At 40.6% G+C, this 13,859-nt stretch carries 14 protein-coding genes; 6 read left to right on the top strand and 8 right to left on the bottom strand.

Annotation, left to right across the window (positions count from 1 at the left end):
• Positions 1-50: 50 nt before the first annotated feature.
• Positions 51-1,268 (top strand): NupC/NupG family nucleoside CNT transporter, encoded by a 1,218-nt coding sequence (locus FZC88_RS01740; protein WP_148968517.1) that lies wholly within the window; start codon positions 51-53, stop codon positions 1,266-1,268.
• A 46-nt stretch (positions 1,269-1,314) separates the two neighbouring features.
• Here FZC88_RS01740 and FZC88_RS01735 read toward each other — a convergent pair whose 3' ends face one another.
• The 4 genes from FZC88_RS01735 to FZC88_RS01720 all read right to left on the bottom strand — a co-directional run bounded on the left by FZC88_RS01735 (position 1,315) and on the right by FZC88_RS01720 (position 5,513).
• Positions 1,315-2,301: a GGDEF domain-containing protein gene (locus FZC88_RS01735; RefSeq protein WP_187443483.1), complete on the bottom strand. Its 987-nt coding sequence runs from the start codon at positions 2,299-2,301 to the stop codon at positions 1,315-1,317.
• Between the two features lie 194 nt (positions 2,302-2,495).
• Positions 2,496-3,971 (bottom strand): UDP-N-acetylmuramoyl-L-alanyl-D-glutamate--2,6-diaminopimelate ligase, encoded by a 1,476-nt coding sequence (locus tag FZC88_RS01730; RefSeq protein ID WP_148993433.1) that lies wholly within the window; start codon positions 3,969-3,971, stop codon positions 2,496-2,498.
• A gap of 186 nt (positions 3,972-4,157) precedes the next feature.
• Positions 4,158-5,213 (bottom strand): M42 family metallopeptidase, encoded by a 1,056-nt coding sequence (locus tag FZC88_RS01725; RefSeq protein ID WP_148993432.1) that lies wholly within the window; start codon positions 5,211-5,213, stop codon positions 4,158-4,160.
• A gap of 57 nt (positions 5,214-5,270) precedes the next feature.
• Positions 5,271-5,513 (bottom strand): hypothetical protein, encoded by a 243-nt coding sequence (locus FZC88_RS01720; RefSeq protein ID WP_148968513.1) that lies wholly within the window; start codon positions 5,511-5,513, stop codon positions 5,271-5,273.
• Between the two features lie 126 nt (positions 5,514-5,639).
• Between FZC88_RS01720 and FZC88_RS01715 the strand changes: the two genes are divergently transcribed.
• Entirely contained in the window at positions 5,640-7,034 is a 1,395-nt protein-coding gene (locus tag FZC88_RS01715) for a peptide MFS transporter (RefSeq protein ID WP_148993431.1), read from the top strand.
• Positions 7,035-7,079: 45 nt separating this feature from the next.
• Here the strand turns inward: FZC88_RS01715 and FZC88_RS01710 are convergent, their stop codons facing one another.
• Both FZC88_RS01710 and FZC88_RS01705 read right to left on the bottom strand, forming a co-directional pair.
• Positions 7,080-7,892, bottom strand: a complete 813-nt coding sequence (locus FZC88_RS01710) for a YihY/virulence factor BrkB family protein (protein ID WP_148968511.1) — start codon at positions 7,890-7,892, stop codon at positions 7,080-7,082.
• 104 nt (positions 7,893-7,996) lie between these two features.
• Positions 7,997-8,551, bottom strand: coding sequence for a GNAT family N-acetyltransferase (locus FZC88_RS01705; RefSeq protein WP_148993430.1), 555 nt, complete (start codon positions 8,549-8,551; stop codon positions 7,997-7,999).
• A gap of 237 nt (positions 8,552-8,788) precedes the next feature.
• Here FZC88_RS01705 and kynA point away from each other — a divergent pair, with 237 nt between their 5' ends.
• From kynA to FZC88_RS01690, 3 genes are all read left to right on the top strand, one after another.
• Complete coding sequence (kynA, locus tag FZC88_RS01700) at positions 8,789-9,628, top strand: tryptophan 2,3-dioxygenase (RefSeq protein ID WP_148993429.1); 840 nt, start codon at positions 8,789-8,791, stop codon at positions 9,626-9,628.
• A gap of 247 nt (positions 9,629-9,875) precedes the next feature.
• Entirely contained in the window at positions 9,876-10,076 is a 201-nt protein-coding gene (locus FZC88_RS01695; RefSeq protein WP_034763568.1) for a cold-shock protein, read from the top strand.
• Between the two features lie 105 nt (positions 10,077-10,181).
• Positions 10,182-10,625 (top strand): SACOL1771 family peroxiredoxin, encoded by a 444-nt coding sequence (locus FZC88_RS01690; RefSeq protein ID WP_148968508.1) that lies wholly within the window; start codon positions 10,182-10,184, stop codon positions 10,623-10,625.
• Positions 10,626-10,669: 44 nt separating this feature from the next.
• Here the strand turns inward: FZC88_RS01690 and FZC88_RS01685 are convergent, their stop codons facing one another.
• Positions 10,670-10,999, bottom strand: a complete 330-nt coding sequence (locus FZC88_RS01685) for a DUF3243 domain-containing protein (protein WP_148968507.1) — start codon at positions 10,997-10,999, stop codon at positions 10,670-10,672.
• Between the two features lie 172 nt (positions 11,000-11,171).
• Here FZC88_RS01685 and FZC88_RS01680 point away from each other — a divergent pair, with 172 nt between their 5' ends.
• Complete coding sequence (locus tag FZC88_RS01680) at positions 11,172-12,638, top strand: aldehyde dehydrogenase family protein (RefSeq protein ID WP_148993428.1); 1,467 nt, start codon at positions 11,172-11,174, stop codon at positions 12,636-12,638.
• Positions 12,639-12,819: 181 nt separating this feature from the next.
• On the opposite strand, the gene FZC88_RS01675 is transcribed toward FZC88_RS01680, so the two are convergent.
• Positions 12,820-13,857, bottom strand: coding sequence for a ribonucleotide-diphosphate reductase subunit beta (locus FZC88_RS01675; protein ID WP_148993427.1), 1,038 nt, complete (start codon positions 13,855-13,857; stop codon positions 12,820-12,822).
• Positions 13,858-13,859 lie beyond the last annotated feature (2 nt).

The following is a 13,859-nucleotide window of genomic DNA, read 5'->3' as shown; positions in this document are numbered from 1 at the left end:
AAAACCGAAAGCATCAAGTTACAAACTTAAATTTCGAAGAGGTGAAAGAAGTGCAATATTTATGGGGTATCATGGGTATTATTGTCGTTCTGGGAATTGCTTTTGCATTTTCTACGAACAAAAAGCGTATTAATTTCAGAACCGTCCTTGGAGGACTAGCTATACAGTTATTTTTCGCTTTTATCGTGTTAGAAACTTCTTGGGGTCAGAATTCTCTAAAAGGATTGACTCAAGTTGTAAACGCTATTATCAATTATTCAAATGAAGGGATCACCTTCCTTTTTGGAGGACTTTATACGGAAGAATCCAATATAGCGTTTATTTTTGCGTTTAATGTCCTTCCTGTCGTTATTTTCTTTTCAGCTTTAATTTCAGTCCTTTACTATCTTAAAATCATGCAATTTTTCATCAAAATTTTAGGTGGCGGACTGGCAAAGCTGTTAGGAACAAGAAAGGCGGAGTCGCTTTCTGCAGCAGCGAATATTTTCGTCGGCCAAACTGAGGCTCCGTTAGTAGTAAGACCTTATCTATCCAGAATGACTGAATCGGAACTTTTCGCAGTCATGACGGGTGGACTTGCTTCTGTTGCAGGGTCTGTATTAGTCGGATATTCCTTATTAGGGGTTCCTTTGGAATACTTACTGGCAGCAAGCTTCATGGCTGCTCCTGCAGGACTTGTGTTGGCAAAATTATTTGTACCTGAGACAGATAATACACCAGAACCAAAAGAGCTTGATATGGAAGCGGATTCTGATTCTGCAAATGTCATCGATGCAGCGGCTAAAGGGGCCAGCGTCGGGCTTCAATTAGCTTTAAATATCGGTGCAATGCTACTGGCCTTTATCGCACTTGTCGCGATGATCAACGGATTGCTTGGCTTAGTAGGCGGCTTGTTCGGTATGGACAGCCTTTCACTGGAACTTATCCTTGGTTACGCCTTTGCTCCACTTGCTTTTGCTATTGGAGTACCTTGGAGTGAGGCAGTCATCGCCGGAAACTTCATTGGACAAAAGCTTGTCATCAACGAATTCGTTGCTTATTCCGCGTTTGCTCCTGAAATCGGGAACTTATCGGATAAAGCGGTAGCTATCATCTCCTTCGCACTATGCGGATTTGCCAACCTTTCTTCATTAGGTATTTTACTTGGTGGACTTGGTAACCTTGCCCCTGACCGCAGAGGAGATATCGCCCGCTTAGGATTAAAAGCCGTCATTGCCGGTGCACTCGCTTCGTTACTAAGTGCGGCAATTGCTGGTATGTTCGTATAATATATATGATTATAAAGGAAGCTGTCCACATGTGGACAGCTTCTTTTCATCTATAGACTGCTGATGGAATGTAAAGCTCATCATTTGCAAGGCAGGTCCTTCCCTTTCCCGCTTTCTTAGCTACATAAAGCCTTTGATCGGCAAGTGCGATTAGCTTTTCCGGGTCATTGGCTTCCGTTGTTTCAGCCTGGCCAAAACTCATGGAAATCGCAATAGGCGTTAGAGCCTCCAAGCGGTAATACAAGTCCTTTAAAAACAGGTGGATAACATGGTCATCCATTTGAGGCAGTAAGATGACAAATTCTTCCCCTCCATATCGAAATGCCTGTCCCTTATAGGGCTCCGTGATAGTACGAAATACTTCCCCAACCTTTCGAATCACTTCATCCCCGGTTAAATGCCCGTAATCATCATTCACCTTTTTGAAATCATCGATGTCACCAAGGAGTAAGGTGAAAGATTCATTCGCATCCACTTTCCGTTTAAACTTCTCCTGAAACGATAGTTGATTGAACAAGCCAGATAAATAATCTCTATGTGCGAGATGATGATAGGCTTCTTTTTGCGCATAATGAGCTCGCTCACGGAGCATGATCAGAGCACCGAAAAGGCCAATGATCCAAAGGAAAAACAAATTTAAAGAAAGAGTGAAATAATGTTGGAAATCTGTTAAGTTGACGGTCAAGATTCCCATCAAAAGGTATGCAAGACTAAATACTGCAAGAGAAATGAGGGCCCCTTTGGTTCTCCAATAAATGGTTGCATGCATGACAAACAATATGGAAATTGGATAAAGCGGACTATGTATCCCTTCTGATAAATACATCAGCCAGATCAATGCCAGGAAATCGAATATTATCCCGGCTTTTAAGATGAATTGGAGACTTTTTTTATCATCCCTTGCCCGAATAAGTGCAATTTGAGTCACAAGCATATAGATGACCCCGGATACTAATAAATAGGGAAAGAACGTTTTATTGGTAGTGATATTATCAGAAAAGGGCGGTACGTAAAATATGAGAGTAGCTATCACAACAAATAGCCACCTCAAAGTAGAAAACAACTTCTCAGTTTCGTAATCATTCAAGTACAACGAAAATCTCATAAGCTTCATTCTCTCATCATTTAATATATAGTTTAAATTTACCAAAGTTTATGAAAGCCGTCTATGTACATATAAAAAAACAGACCAACATCATTCATATTGGTCTGTTACTCCGTAGAAAATTATTCAGTTACACCGTACTTCAACTTGCTTTCTTCTATCGCAATATTCTTGTCACTATGAGGATATTTCGTATTTTCGATGATTTGATAATCCTCATGACCTTTACCGGCAAAGATGATGATATCCCCCGGTTCACTTACCTCCACTGCATGCTTAACCGCTTCGGCGCGATCCCCGATTAAAGCGTATTGTTCATGCTGCATTCCTTTTTCAAGATCTTTTAGAATGCTATCGTATTCTTCATATCGCGGGTCGTCTGTTGTTAAAATCACATAGTCTGCTAGTGATGCCTTTTCTGCCATCGTAGGACGTTTTGTCTTATCACGATTTCCTCCTGTACCAACGAGGAAAATGATCTTGTTTTCTTTAAACGGCAGGACGGATTGAATGGCATTTTCGATTGCATCAGGCGTATGTGCATAATCGATGTAAACGGATAGAGGTGCTTCCATTTCAACCTTCTCCATTCTCCCACTTACAGGTGGGAGATCGCGTACAATTTCCACTAGTCTGGATACTTCCATCCCCTTCGCATACAAACATGCCATGGCTGTCAGTACATTGTAAACATTGAACTTCCCTAATAACTTCATTTCTACCTCAAAGCTTCCTTGAGGAGATACAAGTGTAAACTTTGTTAGATCATTAAAATATTCTACATTTTCTGCTTTGAAGTCTGCGTGCCCTTCAAGTCCATAGCTGATCACTTCATGAGGAGTCATATAGCTGTAGCGCTCATACCATTCGTCATCTGCATTTAGAACAGCGTATTTTGGTTCTTGAAGGTCCTGACCTAGTTGAGAAAACAATAATCCTTTGGCATAGCCATAGTGTTCCATCGTTCCGTGATAATCCAAATGATCATGACTTAAGTTGGTGAAAGCCACCACATCAAAGTCGATTCCCCAAAGCCTACCCAACGCGAGTCCGTGTGAGGATACTTCAAGGGTGAAATTCTGAATATCACGATTTATCGCTCTTTGCAGCATCTGCTGGTTCGTTAAGTTGTCACAGGTTGTGTTTTCACTCGGGAGTAACTCTCCATCTAAATTAAAGCCGATTGTACCGGATAATGCAGAACTCCGGCTGTCATTTTTCAGAATGGAGTGGATCAGGTTACTCACTGTAGTCTTACCATTGGTTCCCGTTACGCCGAAAACCGTTAACTTCTTGGAAGGGTAATCATAATACTTATTGGATAATTGAGACAAGGCTTTGAATGAGTCTTTAACTACGACTAATGCTGCTTTATTTAAATCGATGTCTAATTGTTTTTCTGCTATGATCAGGGTGGCTCCTTTTTCAACGGCCATATGTGCATAATCATGTCCATCCACTGTGTAGCCTCTTGTACACACAAACATGCTTCCTTCTGTCACTTTTCTGGAATCGACATGAATTTCGTTTATTTCTGAAGGCAATTCACCGTAAATGGTTTTTAATTTAATGCTGTCTAATAGATTATATGTAATCATTTGCTTACCTCTTTTGTATTAATATTGTATCTATTTTATCTTATCATCTTCGCTTTGATAAGAGAAATACCTCCTATAATCAAAACAAACTTTTCTCACACAAATGTCACCATACCCCCATTCACGATGGCTAAAACAAAAAAGTCTTTGATCACACCAATAATCAGGGTGACCAAAGACTTCACTTTACTCCACAACCATCTTTGATTGAACATAGTGCCAAAGTAATTTTTCCGTATTGAGGATCGAGGATTCATGCGTTCGCTCATATGCATGAGAAGCATCGATGCCCGCACCGATCAGTCCATGAACGATGTCAAAGCCTGCACGGATCGCGGCTGATGCATCGGAACCATAGTAAGGATAAATATCGACCTTATATTCGATCCCGTTTTCTTCAGCTAATGAGACTAAGTGTTTACGCAATTCGTAATGATAGGGTCCACTCGAGTCCTTCGCACAAATAGAAACGGTGTATTCATCCGTTGATTGTCCATCACCGATTGCTCCCATATCCACCGCCAGATATTCAATGGTTTCTTCAGGAATATTGGAATTCCCCCCATATCCTATTTCTTCGTTATTGGATATTAAGAAGTGGGTCGTATAAGGAAGTGTGATTCCTTCTGATTTGATTTGGTGAATTAAGCGTAGTAGCATACCCACACTTGCCTTATCATCTAAGTGGCGGGACTTAATAAACCCGCTTTCTGTAATTTCAGCGCGCGGATCAAAGGAAACAAAGTCACCAACCTCTATGCCAAGTTCCCTTACTTCCTTTGCATTTTGGACTTTTTCATCAATGCGGACTTCTATATTTGTTTCGTCCCTTTTCGCCTCACCCGCATTTTTGTATACATGTACGGATGTTTGATGCATGAGAATGGTTCCACTGTAAGTTCTGCCTAAAGAGGTTTCGATCTGACAATACTCCCCTTCGACTGCATTCCATCTGAATCCACCTATCATGGATAAACGCAAACGTCCATCCCCCTTGATTTCCTTGACCATGGCACCAAGGGCATCCACATGGGCCGTCAGCATACGATGCCTTCCTGTATCTTCGCCAGGCAGCGTAATGATCAGTGCACCTTTTCGGTTTCTTTTCATTTCTACATCTAAGTCTGATAGATAATCCTCAACAAAATTCATTATCTTATTAGTGTTTCCTGAAGGACTTGGAATTTCAACAAGCTCCTTAATTATTTCAAGTGTTTTCTTCGTATTTGGATATGTATTCAATTGACTCCCTCCCTTATCGTATTATACCGTCAATTGGAAGCTTACTACAAATGTTGTTTACCGAATATTCCACCTAATACGCTTAGATTTTTTAATCGCTTCTCTTTCAAACTTCTTTCTTTTCTCTTTTTGAAACGGATGAATATACCCACAGTTCTCACAGCAGTAAAAGCCAATATTCCCCTTAACCTTTTGTCCATGAGGCAAAATCGTAAGTCCATCACCATATTCTTCTCTCAAGAATATTTCACTTTCCGTCAGATCCGGGTGACCACAATATAAACAACCATTACCCCCCATATTTTCCACCGCCCCTTTTTGTACATGCCTATGAAGGGAACGGGAATACTATGAATGGATTTGTAGGAAGTTTACTGTAGCCACTAATCAATACACATTAAAAAACATCAAAGAAACAGGAGTGATATAGTGAACTCTTCAACACTGGACAATTTACCTCAAGGTAAGAAACATCCGAAAGGGTTATATCTCTTATTCTTCACAGAATTATGGGAACGGTACAGTTACTATGGCATGAGGGCTCTTCTCGTCCTCTATCTAACAACTGCATTTGTAAGCGGGGGATTGGGTGTGGATCCTGCCAAGGCATTATCCATTTATGGAATTTATACAGGAAGTGTATATTTCACACCAATATTCGGAGGGTGGATGACAGACCGCTATATAGGTTTGAGAAGAGCGATTACCATCGGGGGCATCACAATGGCATGCGGGGATTTTTTAATCTTCCTTACTCACTCCCAAACTGGGCTATATGCAGGATTAGCCCTTCTGGTAATCGGAAATGGATTCTTCAAACCGAATATCTCAACCCTGGTTGGTGAGCTCTATCCACGACATGATAAACGAAAGGATGCAGCCTTTACGATCTTTTATATGGGAATTAACTTGGGAGCATTATTCGCACCGCTTATTGCAGGGTTCCTCGCAGAGGATTTATTTCTGAAAACACTTGCGGATGGTACGATGCACTATGGATTTAAATGGGCTTTCCTTGCATCCTCCATCGGAATGGTTACTGGACAAATCATCTTTAGCACATTAAATAATAAGTATCTCGGAAACGTTGGATTAAGGCCCAATAAAGCATTGGCAGAAGAAGCGAACGAGAACCAGAATGTTCCTCTGACGAAGAAAGAAAAGCAGCGGACAAGAGCCATTCTAATCCTAGCCTGCTTTGTCGTTTTCTTCTGGGCTGGCTTTGAACAGGCAGGAAGCTCGTTCACTCTGTACACGAAAAACTTCATCGATCGAGAAGTGTTCGGCTACACAATACCTGTCGCCTGGTTCCAATCTGTTAACCCCTTGTTCATTGTAATTCTGGCACCTATTCTATCAAGTGTCTGGTTAAAGCTTTCAAGATCAAATAGAGGGGACCTGAACATGACGACAAAAATGGGAATCGGAATGATTCTCCTCGGACTCGGATTTATGATCCTCATTCCCGCAGTCATGCAAACGGGTTCGGATGAACAGAATATCACCATAAAGGCAAACTTACTGTTTATCGTCTTTACTTACCTTCTCCACACTCTGGGAGAACTCTTCTTATCGCCTGTCGGTTTGTCTCTGGTCAGTAAAGTAGCACCTGTTAAAATCGCATCCTTGCTGATGGGTGTTTGGATGGCTGCCATAGGGGTGGCAAGTCTTCTTGCCGGACAGTTAGCCTCCCTGACAGCCACACTGGGATATTTAGAAATCTTCGCTGTCATCGGTGCCACCGCCATTATCCTTGGCTTCGTCTTACTTGCCATTTCGAAAAAGCTTGTATTAATGATGAGGGAAGAAAACCAAACGTAATAGAAATAGGAAAACCGCTGCTGGGCATTAAGCCAAGCGGTTTTCCTATTTCACCTTCTTCTCAGCTGCACTCCCGTTCAATAATCCACCAATCAATAATATCGTGGAGGAAATGTAAAACCATACAACTAACGTAATGACGCTGCCCAGCTGACCATAAAACTGAGAATAGTCATTCAATTTAACATAGGTACCATATAACCAGGAAACCCCTTGCCAGCCAAAGGTCGCGAATAGTGCACCGGGAATGACATGTAGGAAAGAAATTCGTTTACTTGGAACAACCATATACAGAAACAGGAAGAGTATAAACATAAAAATCGAACTTAAACCCCATTTTCCAATAACCCATGCTTGACTCCATTCTCCGTTAATCTTCCCTTCAGCGAACCTTGCATGACGGATATATTCCTCAACCACTGGTACAATAAGAGAAAATGAAATAAGGAACATAAAACCGACTGTCAATAATAGATCATACAATAACGCAACCAGAAAGGGTTTCTTCCTCTCGATTTTATACGCTTTATTCAATGATCTCACCATTGACTGTACAGCCATTGAAGAAAGCCAGAAGGTAAAGAAGATGGAAATGGACAACACATCCCCCCGTTGGTCATACAGAATACGATCTATATTATTTTGAATGATGGCGTACGACTTATCAGGTGCAAAAGGCTTAATCAGTAGCAACACATTTGTTTCCGAAATGGGCAGATAACTAATCAACGAAAAAACAAAAATTAAAAACGGAAAGATCGATAACAATAAATAATACGCCAACTGTGCAGAATGATCGAAGAAACGTTCCTTAAAAAACCGAACTGTCACATTCTTTGAATGATGTAAGATATTCATGGTTTTAAACTCCTAAATAGGAAAAGATATTCTTATTTTCCCCTTTCATGCACAATTCAATCATTTTTGAACAGCTTTGCATTATCATATTTCCTTTCTAACCCTCATTCTACACTCCTTTTTCTCCACTCATCCTTTAATAAACCAAAAAGCAGGGAGTCTCTCCACCCATTTTTCATTTTCAAAGCATGACGGATTCTTCCTTCTAACGTCATACCGATTTTTGTTAACACTTTCTGAGAGGGAATATTTTGAGGGTCACATGTCGCTGAGATTTTATGCAAATTCAACTCTGAAAACCCCCTCTCCACTAATGCATTTCCTATGAGAGTTCCTATTCCCTTCCCCCAGTAATCAGGATGTAAAACATATCCAATTTCTCCAGACTGGTGAACGAAGCTTTTGATTATAATTTCTCCTGCACCAATCACACGACCGGTTTCCTCATCGACCAAGGCTTGAACATACCTTGTTTGTGGAATCACCTTTTCAGCTTTCAGCACATCTTCCACATATGCTAATGTTTCCACTTCCGAATTCGGGCCCCATGCCTGATACCGAGAAACAGTTTCTTGGGACGCATAAGTATGAACGTCCTTCCAATCTTCTTTCTTTAACCTGCGTAAAAATAAATGAGAAGAAAGATTAATCTTTTCCATGTCATTCACCCCACATGCACTATAAATTGTTCTTATATTAACATAATTTCCCGCGTCAGCAATAAATTCATTCTGAAAGACTGCCATTATTGGACAAATAGACAAGATAATTCAAAAACAACATGCAATATTCACGAAACTAATAAAGGATTTCTCCCTCCCATTCAAGAATCAATAGTAGAAAGAAAATTTCTTGCATCACTGTATGAAGCAGACGAAAGGAAAGGGAGAATTGAAATGGAAAATAACAAGGAAAAAATGGGGAATGAAGATGTATACACCGACTTTATTAATAAAATGACCTATGGTGAATATCTTGGCCTGGATACACTACTCCATAGTCAGAAACGTTTATCCGGTCATCATGATGAAATGTTATTCATTATCATTCATCAAGTAAGCGAGTTATGGATGAAATTGATTCTGCATGAAATCAAAGCCAGTATCACTTCCATCCAAAAAGGTGAGCTTTCTCCTGCATTTAAAATGTTGGCACGTGTTTCAAAGATTCAATCACAAATCATTCATGCCTGGGATGTACTCTCCACACTTACACCATCAGAATACGTTCAATTCAGGGACAGCCTGGGACAAGCCTCAGGATTTCAATCCTACCAATATAGAATGATCGAATTTGCCCTTGGCTACAAAACGAAACATGTATTGGAGATTTACAAGAAGGATCCAGAGTTATTAGTCCAGCTTGAAGAGGCACACGAAGCCCCTTCCCTATATGATGTTTCTATCCTTGCCCTAGCAAATGCAGGGTTACCCATTCATGAAGATGTACTTAATCGGGATTATAAGAAGCCTTACACGGAAGATCAGTCTGTTTTGGATGCATGGACAGAAGTCTATAAGCATCCCGATCAGTATTGGGATTTATACGAATTAGCGGAAAAATTGATCGATATTGAGGATTGGCTTCAGCAATGGCGCTTCAGACATATGAAAACCGTGGAACGGATCATCGGTCATAAAATGGGGACGGGAGGATCAAGCGGCGTTGGCTATTTAAAAAAGGTACTGGATCATCGGTTCTTTCCTGAATTGTGGAATGTCCGTACGAACCTGTAAACCCTTTGCATTATGTATTTTTTTGTGAGGCTCATATAGTAAAAGTGAAATTAACACATTTTTCTGCCTATTTTTAATTCCTTCATTTATAAGGGTTGCCTTTTAAATGGTTACCTGATATTATGTAAGAGAATTATTTTTGTTCGGAATGGAAGGATAGACAAAGTTTTTAAAGCTTTTCGCCTTGAAGTTACATGAGCAAGAATAGTAATACAATTGTGTGGAGAACACACGAGGAGGTAACATTATGTTAGAAGGTACAGTTAAATGGTTTAACGCAGAAAAAGGTTTCGGATTCATCGAGCGCGAAGGTGGAGACGACGTGTTCGTACACTTCTCAGCTATTCAAGGCGAAGGATTCAAAACTTTAGAAGAAGGTCAAAAAGTTTCTTTCGAAATCGTTCAAGGAAACCGTGGCGACCAAGCTGCTAACGTTACTAAAGCATAATCCATGCTAATTCGAAAGACTCTACTCTGTAGGGTCTTTTTTTTTGCCATCACATTAAAAAGTGGATACAATAACCTTACCATGCTTGTTAGGAGGTTTATTTGAATGGCTAGACACTCTTTTCATATATCTACTGATTGGCCGGGGTTGCGAAATGATACAGGTACTTTAAGCTCGGAAAATTTTCATACGAAAATATCCATTCCAACTGAAATGGATGGGCCTGGAATAGGAACAAACCCTGATGAAATGCTTCTTGGAGCAGCAGCTACGTGTTACATCATCACCCTGGCAGCGATGCTTGAACGAAGTCATATTGAGAAAACGGATTTATCGATGACATCTGAAGGGATTGTGGAGGTTGAAAAAGGGATCATTACATATAAAGAAATCATTCACCGCCCTGTGCTGACATTGGGTCCCTCCACTACTGAAAAAGACATAACCCTTACGAAGAAATTGTTGGTGAAAGCAGAGCAGTCTTGCATGATCACCCGTGCCATCAAAGGGAATGTGACGGTAAAGGTAGACCCGGAAATACATATGTAAAAAAGGCATAAGCAAAGGGCATCCACTAAAGATGCCCGATTTTTTTAGGATTCAGCGTGAACAAGCTTCACTAACATATGGGCAAGCATATGCTGCTCTTCCTTGTTGCCCGCTTTCCATAATTCATGTAATAACTTTTCTTCCCTATTCTTCGGTTCCTCATGAGCCGCAAGATAATCCCCAACCTTCTGGGCTGCCTTTGCCTGCTGCTCTTCATTCATCCCTAACTTATCAGCCAAGGAAACTTTATTACCTAAGTATTGTTTGAAATGATCAAAGTTAGATAATATATCCTCTTTTTTGTCCTGGGACATATTATCTAACGTTTTGTCCACCTTGGACTCCATTTTTTCTTCTGTAGAATGATTTGCCATGTAGAACCTCTCCTCTCATTCAATCTAGTATGTATATTCCCACCACTGGGAGAGTTAAACATATAATTTCATATTATTGGTAATGGGATCTCAAACTCTCTGCTTCTTGTTTAAGTACTTTCTACAGAGTGTAAACAATAGAGTGAACACTGAATAATGAGGAGGACTAATCATGAATACACAATTTGATAAATTATTTATTAATGGAGAATGGGTAAAAGGAAGCAGTGAGAATATGATTCCTAATAAAAACCCATTCAATAATATAGAACTTGGTTCCATTAAAGCTGCCAGTAAAGAGGATCTCGACTCTGCTTATAAATCAGCACAACAAGCTCAAGAAAGCTGGGCGAAGGAACTTCCTCAAGTAAAAAGAGAAGTGATGGAAAAAGCCGTTCGAGTTGTTGAAAACAATCAGGAATTGATCATTGATTGGCTCATTAAAGAGTCTGGCAGCACTTACATGAAAGCGGCAGGCGAAGTGAAGGTCTCCATTAATAGTATGAAGGAAGCGGCAACCTACCCTTACAGGATGGAAGGGAGAATCCTTCCTTCTCAAGTGCCCGGCAAAGAAAACCGTGTCTATAGAGAACCGCTTGGAGTTGTGGGAGTAATCAGTCCCTGGAACTTCCCCTTCCACTTAGCTGTACGATCAATTGCAACGGCTATAGCTACCGGAAACGGTGTCGTTGTTAAACCAGCTACACACACTCCCGTGACAGGAGGTCTATTATTTGCAAGTATCTTTGAAGAAGCCGGACTGCCGAAGGGATTGTTAAATGTAGTCGTCGGAAAGGGATCAGAAATTGGTGATGATATCGTTGCTCACCCGATTCCCAGGTTGATTTCCTTTACCGGTTCGACTGAAGTGGGACGTGGAATAGGGGCTCTCGCAGGAAAGAACCTGAAGAAGACTGCTCTTGAGTTAGGCGGAAACAACGTCTTTATCGTACTTGATGATGCAGATCTAGATCAGGCAGTTGAAGCAGCCCTTTTCGGAAAATTTTATCATCAAGGACAAATTTGCATGTCCATTAATCGAATCATGGTTCATAAAGGGATGTACGATAAATTTGTGGAAGCTTTTGTATCTCGTGTAAAAGAACTAAATACAGGAGACCCTTCAGATAAAACGACCCATATCGGACCCTTAATTGATGAAAATCAAGTAGATCGCATTCTGAAGGATATTGAAGACAGCAAGGAACAAGGCGCGGAAGTTGTATTAGGAGGCAAAGCTGATAAAAATTTATTGCACCCTACCGTAATGACTCATGTGACCAACTCAATGCCAATTGCAAAAAATGAAATCTTCGGACCTGTAGCAGCCATCATCCCGTTTGAAGATGACGATGAGGCGATCCGCTTGGCCAATGAACATCCATACGGCCTAAGTGGAGCTGTACACTCTTCCTCCATAGAGAGAGCGACTAATTTGGCCCACCAAGTAAAGACCGGGATGATTCATATTAATGATGAACCTGTGAATGATGAGCCGCATATGCCATTCGGAGGTGAAAAGGATTCTGGCCTTGGCCGCTTCAATGGCGAATGGGCTCTTGAAGAATTCACAACGGTTAAATGGGTCGCCGTTCAACATAAGAGAAGAGGTTATGGTCCTTTTATTGAGAAGAAATAAGTCAAAAAGCGAGTCATGATGACTCGCTTTTCTTATGGGTTGATTTTAATGCAGTTGTATAAATTCTGATAATAATAACCGCTTTTAAAGAAAAATGCACCAGCGTAAAATATTACGACGAACTTGCTTATTACGACTAGAGAGATCTGATCTCTGACCAAAAGGACCACAGCCCTCATTTTTACAGCTCATCAAACCCATTAGCATCCGATGTCTTCGTATATTGCCTTGATTTCTGTTCAAAGAAATCGGTCTTTCCTCTATCCACTTCCTGATAGGCGATGATCCATTTTAATGGGTTGGTCCTAAATCCTTCGAATGGTTCTTCAAACCCCAGCTGTTTGGCTCTTTTATTCGCCATGAATTTAATATAATCTTCAAGGTCGCTCATTAACAACCCTTCAACTTGAGATCCGATGATGTCCCTTCCCCACTCTATTTCAAGGATAGCTGCCTGTTTGAAAGCAGCTTGTCCAAAGTCACGGAGCTCATCCGTTTGATAAGCCGGATTCTCATTAAGGACTTCTTTATATATTTTTTCAAACAAGCCGACATGCAGCTGTTCATCCCGATTGATATAATTAATCATCGTCGATGTCGCCACCATCTTTTGATTTCTGGCCAGATTGTAGAAGAAGGCAAAACCGGAGTAAAAGAACAACCCTTCCAGAATGACATCATAGATGATTGACTTTAAAAGATTCTCAATGGTGGGGGATTCTACAAATCCTTTATATCCATTCGTTATAAATTCGTTCCGTTTCTTCAAGATAGGATCGTTCTTCCAGAAATCAAACACTTCATCCTGCTTCTTTTTTGACACGATACTGGATAATACGTAACTGTACGAGTGGTTATGGACGACCTCCTGCTGTGCCAAAATGATCATCAATGCATTGAGGCTGGAATCCGTCAGGTAGTCAGCCACTTTACCGGCGTAATCTGTCTGCACACTATCAAGGAGAGCCAGTAAGCCGATAATTTTCAAAAAGGACTCCTGCTCACTTGATGAAAGAGTAGGAAACTGCTTGATATCCTTTGCCATATTGATCTCAAAAGGCGTCCAGAAATTCCCCAGCATTCTCTTATACTTTGGATAGGCCCAAGAGAACCTGACATCATCCCAGTTTAATATATTCGAACTTTGTCCATTTACAATTCCAGTAGATTTATTTGGTGCCTCAGAATCTATTAAGATTCGCTGCTTTAATCCATTCATGT

Origin of the sequence: Rossellomorea aquimaris (assembly GCF_008180865.1) — a bacterium.
In the GTDB taxonomy this organism is placed as follows: domain Bacteria; phylum Bacillota; class Bacilli; order Bacillales; family Bacillaceae_B; genus Rossellomorea; species Rossellomorea yichunensis.
Note: the sequence above shows the minus strand (reverse complement) of the source record. Positions and strands in the feature narration are given on the sequence as shown.